The organism is Gordonia alkanivorans, from assembly GCF_004011905.1.
In the GTDB taxonomy this organism is placed as follows: Bacteria; Actinomycetota; Actinomycetes; order Mycobacteriales; family Mycobacteriaceae; genus Gordonia; species Gordonia alkanivorans.
Genome location: NZ_CP027114.1, coordinates 1,001,908 through 1,018,873, shown reverse-complemented (window position 1 = coordinate 1,018,873; position 16,966 = coordinate 1,001,908). Strand labels below are relative to the sequence as shown.

Below are 16,966 nucleotides of genomic sequence, written 5' to 3'. Positions count from 1 at the left end.
GATCCCGACGAGAACTCCGGGATCTCGCATACCCCACAGCACGGAGGACGGATGAGCCAGCCAGAGACCCAGCAGATCCACGACGTGATCATCATCGGATCTGGTCCTGCCGGGTACACCGCGGCGATCTACGCCGCGCGCGCCGAGCTAGCGCCGATCGTCTTCGAGGGCACCCAGTTCGGTGGCGCGCTGATGACGACCACCGAGGTCGAGAACTTCCCCGGCTTCCAGACCGGCATCCAGGGCCCTGCCCTGATGGACGAGATGCGCGAGCAGGCGATCCGATTCGGCGCCGACCTGCGCATGGAGGACGTCGACACGGTTCGCCTCGCGGGCGACATCAAGGAGGTCGAGGTCGGCGGTGAGGTGTTCCGCGCACGCGCGGTCATCCTCGCGATGGGCGCAGCAGCTCGGTACCTCGGTATCAAGGGAGAGCAGGAGCTCCTCGGTCGCGGTGTCTCCGCATGCGCGACCTGCGACGGCTTCTTCTTCAAGGACCAGGACATCGCCGTCATCGGCGGCGGCGACTCCGCGATGGAGGAAGCGACCTTCCTCACGAAGTTCGCCCGCACCGTCACGCTGGTCCATCGCCGCGACGAGTTCCGCGCCTCGAAGATCATGCTCGAGCGCGCCCGCGACAACGACAAGATCCGGTTCGTCACCAACGCCGCCGTTCGGTCGGTCATCGGCGACGGCTCGGTGAGTGGCCTCGAGATCGAGGACACCCGCAACGGAGAGGTGAGCAACCTCGACGTCACCGGCATGTTCGTCGCGATCGGCCACGACCCGCGCAGCGAACTGGTCCGCGGACAGGTCGACCTCGACGACGAGGGCTACGTCCTCGTTCAGGGTCGCACCACCTACACCTCGTTGCCCGGTGTCTTCGCCTGTGGCGACCTGGTCGACCACACCTACCGTCAGGCCATCACGGCAGCCGGTAGTGGCTGTTCGGCTGCCATCGACGCAGAGCGCTGGCTCGCCGAACAGGGTGAAGCGCCCGCGCACACCGTCGACGCCGAGTCCGTTGCCGACGTCGAAGCTGTTCAGGCACCCGCCTGACCTGAACTTTTCCTTTCCAACTTCATTCTCTGAGTCCATCTGAGGAGGACATCACCATGGGTGCAAACACGGTCGTCGTCAACGACACCACTTTCAAGGACACCGTTCTCGGTGCCGACAAGCCGGTTCTGGTCGACTTCTGGGCGACCTGGTGCGGCCCGTGCCGCATGGTCGCCCCGGTTCTCGAGGAGATCGCGCGCGACCACGGCGACAAGCTCACCATCGCCAAGCTGGACGTCGATGAGAGCCCGGCCACCGCGCGCGACTTCCAGATCATGTCGATCCCGACCATGATCCTGTTCGACAAGGGTCAGCCGGTGAAGACAATCGTGGGGGCCAAGGGCAAGGCGGCACTGCTCCGCGAGCTCGATTCGGTGGTCGGCCAGTCGGCCTGACCTGCATTTTCTTCTGATCCGCGGCGAGACTCCGACGGGTGAACGACGTTGTCGTGGGCCCGCGGGCTCTCGTCGTTGGTAGTCTCGGCCCGGGTCCCCGACCATGAGGGACACGAGCCGACAACGACGCCGCTGGACCTGTTCCAGTTTGGTGTAGTGAACTTCAGCTGAGAGAATGCAGGCTGATGCTGACCGGTGCCGCAGTGATGTGGTCCGCCAGATCTCGCCGGCAGGGCGTCACCCTGCCGCGATTCGTACGAGGGGTGACGACATGCCATTGTTCCGACTTGGGGATCACGGCTCGGCGGTGGCCGAGATCCGCGCCATCCTGGTCGGGCTCGGTCTGTTGCCCGAGGGTGGGGAACCTGTTTTCGACGAAGCCTGTGACCGGGCACTTCGGGCGTTCCAGCAGCAGCGCGGTCTGATCGTCGACGGAATCGTCGGACCCGCGACCTACCGGGTTCTTCGCGAGGCCTCGTATCGTCTCGGTGCCCGTGTGCTCTCGTACCAGCTGTCGGCACCCATGGTCGGCGACGACGTCGCGACCCTGCAGCATCGACTCCAGAACCTCGGCTACTACACCTCGCTCGTCGACGGAATCTTCGGGCTCAATACCCACAACGCTGTCTGCCTGTACCAGAGTGAATACGGTCTGGCGTCTGACGGGATCTGCGGTCCGGCGACTCTACGATCTCTCGAGCGTCTCGGCACTCGTGTGACCGGCGGTTCGCCGTATGCGATCCGCCAGGAGGAGCAGGTTCGACGCTCCGGTCCGCAGCTGTCGGGCAAGCGGATCCTCATCGATCCAGGTTCCGGCGGGCTTCATCCGCTGTCAACCGGTGACCTCGCCGAACGCGAATCCGATCTGCTCTGGGATCTGGGAGCGCGTCTCGAGGGCCGCATGGCCGCCGCCGGGATGCAGACCTTCCTGTCTCACGATGGTCGGGGCCGGCCGGGTGACAACGAACGCGCCCGAGTCGCGAACCTCATGGACGCCGACCTGATGATCTCGCTTCGTTGCGGTCATTACCGCAACGTGCAGGCCAACGGCGTCGCGTCGTTCTACTTCGGCAACAACCAGAACTCTTTCTCGACGATCGGTCGCAATCTCGCCGGGTTCATCCAGCGCGAGATCGCCGCTCGCACACCGCTTGCCGATTGTCGGACGCACGAGCGCACATGGGATGTCCTGCGGCTCACCCGGATGCCGGTCGCCCTCATCGACGTCGGTTACATCACCAATCCGGATGATGCCGCCGTCCTTGCCAATTCGGATTGGCGCAATGTCATCGCCGATGCCATCCTGGTGGCCGTGAAACGGTTGTACCTGCTCGATCAGGACGATCGTCCTACGGGCACTTACACTTTCGCGGACCTCCTGGCTGCGGAGAACGCTTCGCGCTGACGCGCCCCCGACCGGATCCCACCGGGACAGCTGTGCGCTGCCGTCCGATGAGATCGATCTCGGCCATCACCACGAGCTTCTCCAGGGCACTCTCCACCTCGAACTTCCAGCCGAGTCCTTGGTCGAGCTCCAGACGGAACCGCGGAAAGCGCTGGTGCGATGAGACGACGTCGAATCCGGAGTTCTTGAGGAACGACGCATCGATCATGCACGTGGTGCACAAGTCCGCCTGTGAGTCCTCGAGAATCTCCCGCGCGACTTCGATGATCGCTTCATCCGTCCAGAAATCGAGATCGGCGACACCTCCACCGGCGACGGCCCCACCCGTCTCCGAAGATCCGGACGGTGTGGCACCGAGCGCCGAGCCGAACTCGGCGCCGCCGGCACCGTTGCGAACCAGTCCGAAGGATTCGACCGCGCGGACACCGCGGCGAATCAGATCACCGAGGACTGCGTCGAGCAGAATCGTCGCGACTTCCTCGTGGCCCGGCTCGGTTCGGATGCTGGTGAGTAGTACGGCATCGTGACTGACCGGGGAAGTGGGGAAGTGTTGCGAGCGAGGCACCCTGTTCGGCGGTGCGTAGAACGCCGTACCGATGACGGAGTTGGTCGTTGATTCGATCGCGACCTGTCCGCACGCGCCCCACTCGAGCAACAGCCCGGAGATCCAGGCCTCCTTGTCAAACTCGCTCTCGTAGGACTCACCGTTGGTAGTCGGTTCGACTTCCCAGAAGACACATCGCCGGGTGTGATGGGGGAGCGACTCGAAAGATCCGAGTTCCAGCCGCACAATCGACACACTCATGTCACCTAGCTCCGAACCGAAGACGTGAATCTACGAAAAGTATTGGGCTGCAGCCCATTTCGAAATCCAAGTCGTCGCCTGATCCGTCAATCGTCACTGTGACATTACTTCCGCATCCGCTGGTACCGAGAAAATCGCGGTGGAGTTCACTTCTTCGGGTCGATGAACTGAACGATGCGTTCCAAGTCATCAACCGATCCGAACTCCACGACAATCTTCCCTTTCCGCTTCCCTAGACTGACTGTAACCCTGGTGTCCAGGCTGTCGGACAATCTCTCGGCGAGGTCCTGGAGTCCAGGCATCTGCATCGGCTTGCGCTTGGGCGCGACCGGCTTCGCCTCAGGTCCGTCCCCGCGGTTGGCGAGAGTGACAGCTTCCTCGGTCGCGCGAACCGACAGGCCCTCGGCGACTATTCGCGCGGCGAGAGCCTCCTGTGCGTCGCTTCCTGTTTCGAGGGAGAGGAGGGCGCGCGCATGCCCAGCGGACAGGACGCCCGCCGCGACGCGACGCTGGACCGGGATGGGCAGCTTCAGCAAGCGGATCATATTGCTGATGAGCGGGCGTGAGCGGCCGAGCTTGGCTGCGAGTTGCTCGTGGGTGACACCGAACTCTTCGAGAAGCTGTTGGTAGGCGGCCGCCTCTTCCAACGGATTCAGCTGAGCGCGGTGGATGTTCTCGAGCAGTGCATCGCGCAGCATGTCGCCATCAGCGGTCTCGCGGACGATGGCCGGAATGGCCTCGAGACCGACCTCTTGGCTCGCCCGCCACCGGCGCTCACCCATGACGATCTGGTAAGCGACACCGTCAGCCGTCGGCTCCTTCAGGCGCCGTACGACGATCGGCTGCATCAAACCGAACTCGCGGATCGAGTGGACCAGCTCGGACATCTGCTCGTCGTCGAAGACCGTCCGGGGCTGGTTCGGGTTCGGCTGAATCTCCTTGGGCGGGATCTCCCGGTAGACGGCGCCGGCCTCTTCGCGGCTCAATACATCGACCGCTGAGGCGCCGGCAGGGGAGGAATGGCCGTCGACGGCAGGCGACGGGCCCTTCCCGATGACGACGTCGGCAGCGGCGTTGCCCAGTCTGGGAGCGCTCGACTGGTCCTCGGTGGGACCGGTCGGAATGAGTGCGGCCAGTCCACGACCCAGTCCGCCTCGTCGCTGCGCGGTGTCCCGTTGACTCATGCCTCTACCTCCACTCGGAACCGGATCTGTGTCGTCATGCCTGAGCGCTTTCCGCTGCGCCGCGGAGAGCCAGTTCGCGCGCCGCATCCAAGTAACTCATCGCGCCGCGTGAACCGGGATCGTATTCGATGATCGTCATCCCGTAACCGGGTGCCTCGGACACCTTCACACTGCGGGGGATGATCGTGCCGAGCACCTTGTCGCCGAAGTGGCGACGGACTTCTTCGGCCACTTGGTCCGCCAGCTTGGTCCGACCGTCGTACATCGTGAGGACGATCGTCGACACGTGCAGTTCGCGGTTGAGGTGCGCCTGAACGAGCTCGATGTTCCGGAGAAGCTGTCCCACGCCCTCGAGTGCGTAGTACTCGCATTGGATCGGGATGAGGACCTCACGGGCGGCGACCATCGCGTTGACGGTCAGCAGGCCGAGTGACGGCGGGCAGTCAATGAAGACGTAGTCGAGCTGATACTCGGCAAGCACCTCGTCGGAGAGGGCGTTGCGGAGCCTGTTCTCGCGCGCGACCAGGGACACGAGTTCAATCTCGGCACCGGCCAGATCGAGTGTCGCGGGGACGCAGAAGAGACCCTGCTGGCTCGGCGATTCCTGGATGGCCTCCTTGAGCGTCACCTCTCCGAGGAGGAGTTCATAGACGGAGGCGATGTCCTCGGCGCGATGGTCGATACCCAGGGCCGTGCTCGCGTTGCCCTGCGGGTCGAGATCAACGACGAGCACGCGAAGTCCACGCAGAGCCAGACCGGCAGCCAGGTTCACCGCAGTGGTCGTCTTGCCGACGCCACCCTTCTGGTTCGCGACCGTCATGATGCGGGTGCGCTGCGGGCGGGGGAGTTGGCCGGCACCGCCAGGTGTCAGGACCTGACTCGCGCGCTCCGCAGCCATGGCGATCGGGGTGTCGGCGTATGGTTCGCCCGCGACGTGCGGGGCTCCAGCGGGTGGCGTTTCACGTGAAACGTTCGGGTCTTGCTCGACCACGCGGGCACTCCTTTGACCTACTTGGTAGGCGTTCGAGTTGTCGGGTCCAGGGGACGTCGCCCCGGTTCCAACTGATGCAGAATCGTCAACGGCAGCGCGCTGAGTCGCACTGCCAGGACGCTTTCTATTCTGCGCCTTACGCGGACTCCATACCAATTCAGAACTCCCTCTGTGTGACACCGTCGGCACAATCGGCCGCACTACCGCGGATGATCCAGGCGATGCTCATCGCCGTCGCTGCTTTCTCGCGGCCCGCTCTGCCTTCGTCCCCACCACGACAGTCGTCGGGGTCTCGAGTATGGCCCCGCACGTGATTACCCGGAGGTCACTGATTCCGGTCCTCCCGACGACCGCGCGATCCCGCTCGATCTCCTCGGCCGCAGACGATCCCTTGATCGCGATCATCCGTCCGCCCCCACGAACAAGGGGAGCGGACCATTTGGCGAGCCGCTCAAGCGGTGCGACAGCCCTGGACGTCACCACGTCCGCAAGACCTACGCCCGCGCGGACCGCCTTCTCCTCCGCACGGCCGCGGACGACTGCCACGTTCTCGAGGCCGAGGGTCTGGACTGCTCGCTCAAGGAAGGTACTACGACGAAGCAGCGGCTCGATCAGAGTGATGGACACATCCGGCCGTGCGATGGCGAGCGGTAAACCGGGTAGGCCCGCACCGCTCCCGACGTCGAACACGATCTCGTTCTTCTCGATCAGTTCGCCGATGACTGCACAGTTGAGGATGTGCCGATCCCACAGACGAGGAACCTCTCGGGGTCCCATCAGGCCGTGGTCGATGCCATCGGTGGCCAGTATTCGCCAGTAACCCTCCGCCAGTTCCTTACGTTCACCGAACACCGCGTCCGCCGACGCCGGCGGGGTCTGCAGTGCATCAAGGTCGGGATGGTCATCGGGTTGAGCGTCTGACGACACTGCGCCTCCGTTTCTAGTTGGTCCTATGACAGTGTTTCACGTGGAACCTGGCGGGACTCACGGTCGGTGCACATGGAGCCCGGAGGCACATGTTTCACGTGAAACCACATTGGTGTTATTCGACGGACCGCTGAACTCATAGTCGTCTGGCCGGTGAGGACCGACCGATCCAAGGCTCAGCGGGCGAGTCTTTGGTCACGACGCCGAATCCAAACGCCCAGTTCTAGCTCAATTGCTTGTCGTGCCACAGCCGGATCCGGTCGACGAGAGAGGCGCCCGGGGAAGCACTGTCGGATGCTCACCGCTACGCGTCATCACGGCACGGCGGCTTCTGGGGGGGAGGGGAGCAGTCAACTCGCAACGCGGGCCTGCGCACCAACTCAACCCTGTGTGCTTCGTACCTCTCAAGTGCCCCTCACGATGGACGACGCTTCGCAGCTCGGACGCCGACGAGATCTCAATCGGTCGCGAAAGGGTTGGATGCATCGGTGCCGGCAGAACGAGGCTTTCATTTCGGTGGCGGGGACCCAGGCACGCTTCTCGACTTCGGGCCGAGCGACGCCGCGTACACCGCACTGGTTCACGCGGACCTCAGCAGCGCCCCGTTTCACGTGAAACCAGATCGGCGACAGATGACGCGAGTCATGTCGCTGCCCGCCACGAAGGGCGACATCTACCGTCATGCAAGCCTGCCAGCACTCACCGGCCCGCAACCAGACCGGCGCACTCACTAGAACCTCAGCCTCCTATGAAGGGGACCGGTGAGAGTCTCTGTGGGGGACACTCCACAATCAGCATCGCACTTCGATTGCATCGACCCGCGAACGGATGGCCGCCAAGGGATGCAGACGGATTCGCGGAGGCCCATCGGGCCGCAATGAGCCAATCCAAACGAAACGACACGTGACAAATCAACCCCGATGACTGAGGTCGCGGAGATCCGTTGCATAGTTGGCCGGAGGGCGTCGAATCGACGGCTCCTCGCCGCGCACGAGAACCCACAACGTCCCCTCACGCGAGAACTGACGAAGGCCCCAAAGACCGACGTTTCACGTGAAACAACACCCCTGTAACTTCTCGCAGCCATTCGAGCGTCGGGAACCTTGAAGGGGAGGGGAGCCCGGAAACGACTCAGGCCCCGACCGACGGTCGGGGCCTGAGTGCAACTTGGTAGTCCGGGCGACTACTACTCGGGGAGGACCACCACGCGACGCTTGGGCTCGGCGCCCTCGCTCTCGCTCACGACACCGTCGACGGCGGCGACCGCATCGTGGACGATCTTGCGCTCGAACGGAGTCATCGGATCCAGCGCCTCGCGCTCGCCCGACTTGAGGACGCGCTCGGCGACCTCGCGGCCGAGACGGGCCAGACGGTCACGACGGTCGGCACGCCACCGGGCGATGTCGAGCATCAGCCGGCTGCGCTCACCGGTCGCCTGCTGGACCGCGAGACGGGTCAGTTCCTGCAGGGCGTCGAGAACCTCACCCTTACGGCCGACGAGCTTCGTCAGGTCGTCACCGCCGTCGATGCTGACGACGGCACGATCACCGTCGACATCGAGGTCGATGTCTCCGTCGAAGTCGAGGACGTCGAGCAGCTGCTCGAGGTAGTCGCCCGCGATCTCGCCCTCTTCGACGAGGCGATCTTCGTCGTCCTCGTCATCGTCCTCGTCATCGTCGAAGTCCTCGGCGAACTCGTCGGTGACGTCGGTGTCGGCAGCGGTGTCCGCACCGGTGGACTCGGTCTGGTCTTCGGTCGTGGCCTTGGCGTCGTCCTGCGCCTCGGTCTCGGTTCCGGTTTGAGTTGCAGTCTCTGCTGTCATCTCGTTCACCTAACTGTGTGCTTCGAACAAGTCTTGTGCGGTCATCGCTTGCCGCGTTTCTTACCGCTCTTGGCGGTGGACTTCCCGCCCCGGTTGGGGGGTTGCTTCTTGGAACCCGGACCGGCGCCGGCGTTCGAGCGCGTCGGTTTCTGTCCCGGCTTCGGCTTCGCGCCCGGCCCGGAGTCCGTGGCGCCGCTGGGGGAGGAGTCGCTCGTCGCATCCGCGTCGTCGGTCGCACCCGCCTTGGTCATGGACACCGCTGTCGTCTCCGAGTTGCCGGATTCGTCTGCGGCTGCATTGCGTTTCTTCTGGCGGTCCGGACGCACACCCGGCTTGGGGGCATTCGCCTTCAGCTTCTCCTGCTTGAGGAGCTTGGCCTCTTCCTCTTCCTTGGCGATCTTGCCGAAGACCAGGTGCTGCTGGCCGTAGGTCCAGATGTTGTTGCTCATCCAGTAGAGGAGGATCGCGACGGGGAAGAACGGACCGGTGACCAGGATGCCGATGGGGAAGATGTAGAGCGCGAGGTTGTTCATCATCCGCGTCTGCGGATTCTCCAGTGCAGCCTCGGGCTGACGCTGCACCGAGGCGCGCGAGTTCATGTGGGTGGCGATCGAAGCGACGATCATCATCGGCACCACGACGTAAGCAATCTGCGGGCGGGTGAAGTCGATCGGGGCACCCGGCTCGACGAAGGCCTGGAACTCGGTCGACGGTTCGACGAGATACGACGACAACGGGACGCCGAACAGGCGCGCGTCGAGGAAGTTCTGCACCTGCTCCGCGCTGAATACGTAGTTGCCCTGCGACCGGGTCTCGGCGGCGCTCATGCCGAGCTGCCCCATGCCGGTGCCCATACGGTTGAACGAACGCAGCACGTGGAACAGACCGATGAACACCGGGATCTGCAGCAGCATCGGCAGACAGCCGAGCATGGGGTTGAACCCGTGCTCCTTTTGGAGCTTCTGCATCTCTTCGGTCATCTTGACCCGGTCCTTGGCGTACTTCTTCCGAATCGCCTGGAGCTGCGGGTTGATTTCCTGCATCTTCTTCGTGGTGCGAATCTGCTTCACGAAGGGCTTGTAGAGAATTGCACGCAGGGTGAAGACGAGGAACACCACGGACAATGCCCAGGCGATGCCGTCGCCACCGGGACTGGCGGGCGTGACGTAGCTGAAGAGCCAATGCCACACCCACATGATCCCGGACACCGGGTAGTAGATGAAGTCGAGCACGGGTCAGGTACCCCTTACTTGTTGTTCTCTAGGTGGAATCGTTCCGCCGGGACGGTGGCTGATGGGTCCGGCCATCGTGGGCCGACTGCGGCCCGCCGGAGAGTTCACGGATCCGGCCGCAGAGATCGCTCCACAGTTCGCGGGGACCTTTGTCGGGAACCGGGTCGTATCCGGGCTTGTGCCACGGACCGCACTTGAGGAGCCGGACCGTCGCCAGCAGAGAGCCGTACAGGAAGCCGTGACGTTCGAGGGCCTCCACTGCATAACCCGAGCAGGTCGGTTCGAACCGGCACGTGGGCAGCCGCAGCGGCGATACCCAGGTCCGGTAGAGCTCGATGAGAAAGATGACCGTGCGGCGGGGGAGCAGATGGGCTACCCGGCGCATCCGGGCGATGACGGTGAGCTGATCGTCCGCGTCCGCGGGCGAGTCGGTCCGAGTGTTCGGAGTCGACGATGACGGGGTGGGGGAGGGGGCCGATCCACGGTCATTCAGCTCGGCGTCGATCATCGTCCGACACCCGCCCCGGTCGGTGTGCCTGCGGTGGGCGTCATCTCGATGACCCGCCGGCTGGTCAAAGCCGATCGCAGTTGATCCGCCAGTTCTTCACTGGTCCTGTCCGCGGCGCCGCGTCGAGCGCGGATCACCACGTATGTCTCGACGGCCGGACAGAGATGCCGCGTAGCCGCGAACGCGGCCCGCAGCCGTCGTGCGACGGCATGGCGGACCACGGCGTTGCCCACCGACTTACTCACGACAAGGCCGAGCCAGGGTCCACCTGTCATGGCGACGTCGCGGCGTAACCCGGTCGGATCCGGCCACTGTGGGCCGACCGGTGCCAGGTGTACGACGAAGTCACGAGCATTCACCCGCGCACCGGACTTCAGGGTGCGTGAGAAGTCGGATCCACGAGAGATCCGATGAGAAGACGCAGTCATCATCAGCTGACCGGACCCGGAGGATCCGGTGGGTAGCCGACGATCAGGCGGTGAGCTTCGCGCGGCCCTTGTTACGGCGGCTGCTGACGATCGCACGGCCGGCGCGGGTCCGCATACGCAGACGGAAGCCGTGCACGCGCGAACGACGACGGTTGTTCGGCTGGAAAGTACGCTTGCCCTTGGCCACGGTGACTCCTTGTGCTCCCTGTGAGCACGCCGGTTACCCGCACGTGACCCACATGTTGTCGTTGGTCGTTGATCCAGGACGGTGCCGAACTCTTGTCGGTGATGAACTCGGCGAACATGACAAAACGCCGCGCAAATCCGCAACCTGGATGACCAGTCGAGACTACTGACAGCGCGCGCTCAAATCAAACGCGGTCGTCGGGGCAGCAGAACAGTCTCTCACCAGGTGTGTTCTGGAGCACGCGGATCGCGACAATCAGTCTGAACGAGTCAATTGTCCCGATCGCTTTGTAGCCCGCCGACACCTCTGTTAGGTTCTGTCAGAGCGTCGGCCACGAACCCCCGCCGGACACCAATGAAGTGTCGCCGGGATCCGAGGTTACCGACCAAAGTCCCAAGTTCGTCATCACCGTTGTACACAGGTGTGGATAACTCTGTGGAGCGATGCGGTCGATGACGTGGGGTGCCCCGGCCCGCGTCAACGCTGGTAGTTTTCCGGGTCAGGAGGCCAGCCCCGTGACTTCAGACCGCGACACATTCGGTGAGGTGTGGCAACAGGTCGTCGCCGAACTCAACGACGACGAAGCCGCACGTGACCACGAACCACTGACCCGCCAGCAGAAGGCGTGGCTGTCACTGGTCCGACCCCTCACCCTGACCGAGGGTTTCGCCCTCCTCACCGTGCCGACCGCTCTGGTCCAGGAACAGATCGAGCGGAATCTGCGCGAGACGATCCGTTCCGTGCTGAGCCGTCACCTGAACGAGCCGGTCGATCTCGGCGTCCGAATCCAGACACCCCGCAACGACGAGCCGATGCCCGAGCCGGCCGCGCCCGAACCCCGCGTGGTCAACGGCGCGGCGCCGGTCGACTACTCCGCGGTCCCGGGCGCGGCGATCGGTGCCGGCTTCCCGGCGACCCCGGGCGCCGGACCCGCGCCGGGTGGCGACACCGGCCGGCCGTCGGGCGACTGGGCCTCGTATTTCGCCGAGCGGCCGACCAGTACGCCGTCGCCGTCGGGCGCAAACCTGAACCCCAAGTACACCTTTGACACTTTCGTCATCGGTGCGTCGAACCGCTTCGCGCACGCGTCGGCGGTCGCGGTGTCCGAGGCTCCGGCACGGGCATACAACCCGCTGTTCATCTGGGGAGAGTCGGGACTGGGCAAGACCCATCTGCTCCACGCGGCCGGGCACTACGCCCAGCGCCTGTTCCCCGGGATGCGCGTCAAGTACGTCTCGACCGAGGAATTCACCAACGACTTCATCAACTCGTTGCGCGACGACCGGCGCGTGGCGTTCAAGCGTCGCTACCGCGACGTCGACGTGCTGCTGGTCGACGACATCCAGTTCCTCGTGGGTAAAGAGGGTATCCAGGAAGAGTTCTTCCACACTTTCAACACGCTTCACAACGCGAGCAAGCAGATCGTCATCTCGTCCGATCGCCCGCCGAAACAGCTTGCAACACTTGAAGATCGGCTCCGTACGCGATTCGAGTGGGGACTGATCACCGACGTCCAGCCGCCGGATCTGGAGACCCGCATCGCCATCCTGCGCAAGAAGGCGCAGATGGACAACATCGCCGTGCCCGACGACGTCCTCGAGCTGATCGCGTCGAAGATCGAGCGCAACATCCGGGAGCTCGAAGGTGCGCTGATCCGCGTGACGGCGTTCGCCTCACTCAACGACGCCGCCCTCGACAAGTCGCTTGCCGACGTCGTGCTGCAGGCGCTGCTGCCCAACTCGGGCACCCTCGAGGTCAGCGCCGCCAGCATCCTCGCGATCACCGCCGAGTACTTCGACATCTCGGTCGAGGAGCTGCGCGGACCCGGTAAAACCCGGTCCATCGCCCAGGCACGTCAGATCTCGATGTACCTGTGCCGCGAGCTGACCGACCTGTCGCTGCCGAAGATCGGCGAGACATTCGACCGCGACCACACCACGGTCATGTACGCCGAACGCAAGATCCGCAAGGAGATGGCCGAGCGCCGCAAGGTGTACGACCACGTCCAGGAGCTGACCGCCCGCATCAAGCAGCGTGCGGTGGGCTGACAGTCCTCCTCCTCTACCTCCACGCGCCTCTCGTGCCCCGCACGGGAGGCGTGTTTCGTGTGTCAGGGGTCGATCTGGGTGCTCCCGGAGGGGCCAACGTCAGCGGCGTCGTCTCACCAGGCCTTCGTGGCTCGTCGCTGCGCTCCTCGCACCTCAGGCAGCGGTGAAAGGCGTCGCGGCGCCCGCAACGGAGAACGAGGGGCGGCGCAGCGCCCTGAACGAAGAGTGAGGGTGGCGTCGTATCCCGTCGGATCCGGCCCGCCCGAACCACAACTCTGTTCCCCGGGTCGAGACTGACGCGTCGATCTTCTGTGTTCTCGCACACTCGGTTCGGCCATCTCCGAATGACAACTTTTGTCTCCGGAGGCTGTGGACCGGCGTGGGATAACAAAGCAAGACCTGTGCACCGACGGTGGACGCCGCGCGAACAACAAGTTTTGTCCACAAACTCTTGGGATTCGACTCAACGACGCTCCACCGGTCATGCACACCCGCGCACCCCGTCCGACTGGCCCGATGTAACAGTTGTCCACAGATTCCACAGTTCCTATTACTGAGATGGATCCCTCTCTAAAGAGAAATCTTTTGTAAGAAGGACTGTGCACAAACACCCATCCGCGGGCCCTGCAGGCCCGTCCTCCCGGATGGACTGAGTTGGCCCCAACCATCCCGGCATCGGCGGTCGCGTTCTACAGTGGGATTCCCGGATGTGGGACGTGATCGACCATGCCGTCGTTTCGGCTCCGGCATGCCGACGATCCGCACGAGAGAGAAGGGCAATCTCCCAGCATGAAGTTCCGTGTCGCACGTGACGAGTTCGCTGATTCCGTCGCCTGGGTTGCTCGAAGCCTGCCCTCTCGTCCGCCGGTACCGGTTCTGGGCTGTGTGGTGCTCAACGTCGGCGAGACCGGTCTGACCGTCTCGGGATTCGACTACGAGGTCTCGGCCCAGGAGAACCTGGGTGCCGAGGTGGCCGAGCCCGGCCAGGTGCTGGTCTCCGGTCGCCTGCTGGCCGACATCACCAAGGCCCTGCCCAACAAGCCCGTCGACGTGACCCTTGACGGCTCCCGCGTTGCGATCACCTGCGGTAGCGCCAAATTCTCCCTGCCGACGATGCCGGTCGAGGACTACCCGCAGCTGCCCGACGTCCCGGCCATCACCGGCACGATCCCCTCACAGCTGTTCGCCGAGGCGATCTCCCAGGTCGCCGTCGCCGCCGGCAAGGACGACACCCTGCCGATGCTGACCGGCGTGCGCGTCGAGATCGAGGGCAACTCCGTGGTCCTCGCGGCCACCGACCGTTTCCGCCTTGCTGTGCGCGAATTGCAGTGGGAGCCTTCGGACCCCGACACCAAGGGGGCGGTTCTGGTCCCGGCCAAGACGCTCTCCGAAAGCGCCAAGACCGCGGGCGCCGAGGGCACCGGCGTCGTCTCGCTGGCCTTCGGCAGCGGTGCGGCCATCGGATCCGACGGCATCCTGGGCATCCTCGGCGAGACCAAGAAGACCACCACCCGCCTGCTCGACGCGGAGTTCCCGAAGTTCCGCCAGCTGCTGCCGGCCAGCCACACCGCGGTCGCGACCATCGACAGCGCTCCGCTGATCGAGGCGATCCGCCGCGTCGCTCTGGTCGCCGAGCGCGGTGCGCAGGTCCGGATGGAGTTCACCGAGGGATCCGTGCTCCTCACCGCCGGTGGCGACGAGGCGGGCAAGGCCGAGGAAGAGCTGCCCGTGTCGTTCCACGGCGAGCCGCTGACCATCGCCTTCAACCCTGGCTACCTGCAGGACGGTCTGTCGGCGATCAACGCCGACAGCGTCGACTTCGGTTTCACCACCCCGAGCCGTCCGGCGGTCCTGCGTCCGGCCAGCGGCGAGGATCCGGTCGCCGACGAGTCCGGCGCCTACGTGGCCCCCGAGAGCGCGTTCAGCTACCTGCTGATGCCGGTCCGCCTGCCGGGCTGACCCGCGCCGCGCACCCAGCCGATCACCGCAACCGACCGTGTTCGTACGTGAGCTGCACCTGAGGGATTTCCGCTCGTGGCAGGCCGTCGACCTCGATCTGCGGCCCGGCCCGACGGTCTTCACCGGCCGGAACGGCTTCGGCAAGACCAACCTGCTCGAGGCGCTGTTCTACCTGGCGACCCTGCGGTCGCACCGGGTGAGTTCCGATGCTCCGCTGGTCCATTCCGGATCCGCGTCGGCCCTGGTCACCGCCACCGTCGAGAACGAGGGCCGGGAGCTGACCGCGGAACTGCGCATCAACGCCGAAGGTGCCAACAAGGCGTCGATCAACCGCAGTCCCGCCCGACGATCCCGCGATCTGCTCGGGATCCTGCGGACCGTGCTGTTCGCTCCCGAGGATCTCTCGCTCGTCCGGGGGGATCCCGGCGACCGGCGACGTTTCATCGACGAACTCGTCGCCCAGCGCGGTCCACGGTGGGTGGCCGCTCGCGCCGACTACGACCGGGTGCTGCGACAGCGGTCGGCGCTGCTCAAGACGGCGGCCGCGGCGCTGCGGCGCGGCGGCGACCAGGCCGAGTCGGTCATCAGCACGCTCGATGTATGGGACGGTCAGCTCGCCGATCTGGGCGGACAGGTGACCGCGGCACGGCTGCAGGTCCTGGCCGAGCTGGAACCACATTTCACCCGCTCCTACGCGTCGATCGCGCCGCATTCGCGGCCCGCGACCCTGCGCTATCGGCCCGCCGGCGGCGTCGAAGTCGAGACGGCCACGGCCGAGTCGATCAGCGAGATCCTCGCCGCTCGTCTGAGCGACTTGCGCGACAAGGAGATCGATCGCGGTATGTGCCTGGTCGGTCCGCACCGTGACGACATCGACATCGTGCTCGGCACCGACGTAGCGAAAGGCTTTGCCTCCCACGGTGAATCGTGGTCGCTCGCACTCGCTCTGCGGCTGGGATCCGTCGAACTGACGCGCGCCGAAGGGATCGAACCGGTCATCATGCTCGACGACGTCTTCGCCGAACTCGACGCCAAGCGTCGAGAGAAACTGGTGGAGTTCACCGCCGGCGCCGAGCAGTTGCTGATCACCGCAGCGGTCGCCGACGACATCCCGGGCGAGATCGGTGGCCGTCGGATCCTCGTCGACGTCGTCGAGGACGCAGACGGTCGCCGGTCGACGGTCGTCGGAGACGAGTCGGATTCACCGCCCGAACGCGTCGGGGAACCGGTGAGCGGGGTCTCCGATGAGTGACGAAGCACCTTCGTCGCGTCCCGACGCAGCCGGGGAGCCGTCGAACCGGCCGATCGAACCGGGCGAACTCGGCGGATACGAACGTGCCCGGAAGGCTCTGGAGGAGGCCCGCGCCGCGGCGCGGGCGGCCGGGAAGTCGGTGGGACGCGGTCGCGCGTCACCCGTGCGCCGCACACCGCGGGGCGCCCAGACACGTAAGCGATGGTCGGGGTCGGGTCCCGATGCGCGGGACCCGCAGCCCTTCGGTCGCCTCGTCGGCGGCCTGGCGAAGGACCGCGGCTGGCAGGAGAAGATCGGCGAAGGCACCCTGTTCGGCATGTGGGACCAGATCGTGGGAGCCGACATCGCCGCACACGCGAAGCCGATTGAGCTGCGGGACAACGTACTTCACGTCCAGGCCGAGTCCACGGCATGGGCCACGCAGCTGCGGTACGTGCAGTCGCAGATCCTGGCGAAGATCGCGGCGGCCGTCGGAGACGGCGTGGTGAAGTCCCTGCGCATCAGCGGCCCCAAGGGTCCGTCGTGGCGTAAAGGCGAACGTCATGTGCGGGGGAGAGGCCCGCGGGACACCTACGGCTAGGCCGGGCTTAGCAGACTCGTCCGCACATTACTAGTCGATGTGCCCCGTGAGCCGACTTTCCTCCCCAAGCCACGATCGAACCGGGCTAGTCCCAAGAAAATCGATCTGAGGGCCTGTTAGCGGCCCCGGATGCACGTTCCTGGGCAAGTCAGGCAGTACACTGTGAGGTGTTGTCCCGACAGGG

The 16,966-nt window shown here is 65.0% G+C and carries 16 protein-coding genes; 7 read left to right on the top strand and 9 right to left on the bottom strand.

Annotated elements, in window-relative coordinates; translation table 11 throughout:
* The first annotated feature begins 51 nt into the window (after nt 1-51).
* The 3 genes from trxB to C5O27_RS04665 all read left to right on the top strand — a co-directional run bounded on the left by trxB (nt 52) and on the right by C5O27_RS04665 (nt 2,859).
* On the top strand, nt 52-1,059 hold the full coding sequence (gene trxB, locus C5O27_RS04675) for a thioredoxin-disulfide reductase (RefSeq protein ID WP_127962040.1): 1,008 nt from the start codon (nt 52-54) through the stop codon (nt 1,057-1,059).
* Nucleotides 1,060-1,115: 56 nt separating this feature from the next.
* Entirely contained in the window at nt 1,116-1,454 is a 339-nt protein-coding gene (gene trxA, locus C5O27_RS04670; RefSeq protein WP_006361161.1) for a thioredoxin, read from the top strand.
* A 271-nt stretch (nt 1,455-1,725) separates the two neighbouring features.
* A complete protein-coding gene (locus C5O27_RS04665; RefSeq protein ID WP_127962039.1) occupies nt 1,726-2,859 on the top strand; it encodes an N-acetylmuramoyl-L-alanine amidase in 1,134 nt (377 codons plus the stop codon).
* Here the strand turns inward: C5O27_RS04665 and C5O27_RS04660 are convergent.
* The 9 genes from C5O27_RS04660 to rpmH form a co-directional block, all read right to left on the bottom strand.
* Nucleotides 2,804-3,664: a hypothetical protein gene (locus C5O27_RS04660; protein ID WP_127962038.1), complete on the bottom strand. Its 861-nt coding sequence runs from the start codon at nt 3,662-3,664 to the stop codon at nt 2,804-2,806. The genes C5O27_RS04665 and C5O27_RS04660 overlap by 56 nt on opposite strands.
* Nucleotides 3,665-3,810: 146 nt before the next feature.
* A complete protein-coding gene (locus C5O27_RS04655; RefSeq protein ID WP_127962037.1) occupies nt 3,811-4,848 on the bottom strand; it encodes a ParB/RepB/Spo0J family partition protein in 1,038 nt (345 codons plus the stop codon).
* Nucleotides 4,849-4,882: 34 nt separating this feature from the next.
* Nucleotides 4,883-5,839: a ParA family protein gene (locus C5O27_RS04650; RefSeq protein ID WP_127962036.1), complete on the bottom strand. Its 957-nt coding sequence runs from the start codon at nt 5,837-5,839 to the stop codon at nt 4,883-4,885.
* Nucleotides 5,840-6,064: 225 nt separating this feature from the next.
* Complete coding sequence (gene rsmG, locus C5O27_RS04645; protein WP_042378121.1) at nt 6,065-6,766, bottom strand: 16S rRNA (guanine(527)-N(7))-methyltransferase RsmG; 702 nt, start codon at nt 6,764-6,766, stop codon at nt 6,065-6,067.
* A gap of 1,186 nt (nt 6,767-7,952) precedes the next feature.
* Complete coding sequence (locus C5O27_RS04640) at nt 7,953-8,588, bottom strand: Jag family protein (RefSeq protein ID WP_127962035.1); 636 nt, start codon at nt 8,586-8,588, stop codon at nt 7,953-7,955.
* A gap of 41 nt (nt 8,589-8,629) precedes the next feature.
* Entirely contained in the window at nt 8,630-9,820 is a 1,191-nt protein-coding gene (gene yidC, locus C5O27_RS04635) for a membrane protein insertase YidC (RefSeq protein WP_006361168.1), read from the bottom strand.
* Between the two features lie 28 nt (nt 9,821-9,848).
* Complete coding sequence (gene yidD / locus C5O27_RS04630; protein WP_042378125.1) at nt 9,849-10,328, bottom strand: membrane protein insertion efficiency factor YidD; 480 nt, start codon at nt 10,326-10,328, stop codon at nt 9,849-9,851.
* Nucleotides 10,325-10,756 carry a ribonuclease P protein component gene (gene rnpA / locus C5O27_RS04625; protein WP_035754031.1) on the bottom strand — a complete coding sequence of 144 codons (432 nt, stop codon included), beginning with the start codon at nt 10,754-10,756 and terminating at the stop codon, nt 10,325-10,327. The genes yidD and rnpA overlap by 4 nt, the downstream gene beginning before the upstream one ends.
* A 43-nt stretch (nt 10,757-10,799) precedes the next feature.
* Nucleotides 10,800-10,943 carry a 50S ribosomal protein L34 gene (gene rpmH / locus C5O27_RS04620; protein ID WP_005200386.1) on the bottom strand — a complete coding sequence of 48 codons (144 nt, stop codon included), beginning with the start codon at nt 10,941-10,943 and terminating at the stop codon, nt 10,800-10,802.
* Between the two features lie 515 nt (nt 10,944-11,458).
* Here rpmH and dnaA point away from each other — a divergent pair.
* The 4 genes from dnaA (at nt 11,459) to C5O27_RS04600 (ending at nt 16,782) form a co-directional block, all read left to right on the top strand.
* Nucleotides 11,459-12,991, top strand: coding sequence for a chromosomal replication initiator protein DnaA (gene dnaA, locus C5O27_RS04615; protein ID WP_006361171.1), 1,533 nt, complete (start codon nt 11,459-11,461; stop codon nt 12,989-12,991).
* A gap of 789 nt (nt 12,992-13,780) precedes the next feature.
* Nucleotides 13,781-14,950 carry a DNA polymerase III subunit beta gene (dnaN, locus tag C5O27_RS04610; protein ID WP_006361172.1) on the top strand — a complete coding sequence of 390 codons (1,170 nt, stop codon included), beginning with the start codon at nt 13,781-13,783 and terminating at the stop codon, nt 14,948-14,950.
* Nucleotides 14,951-14,987: 37 nt separating this feature from the next.
* Nucleotides 14,988-16,202 (top strand): DNA replication/repair protein RecF, encoded by a 1,215-nt coding sequence (recF, locus tag C5O27_RS04605; protein ID WP_127962034.1) that lies wholly within the window; start codon nt 14,988-14,990, stop codon nt 16,200-16,202.
* Nucleotides 16,195-16,782 (top strand): DUF721 family protein, encoded by a 588-nt coding sequence (locus C5O27_RS04600; RefSeq protein WP_006361174.1) that lies wholly within the window; start codon nt 16,195-16,197, stop codon nt 16,780-16,782. The genes recF and C5O27_RS04600 overlap by 8 nt, the downstream gene beginning before the upstream one ends.
* Nucleotides 16,783-16,966 lie beyond the last annotated feature (184 nt).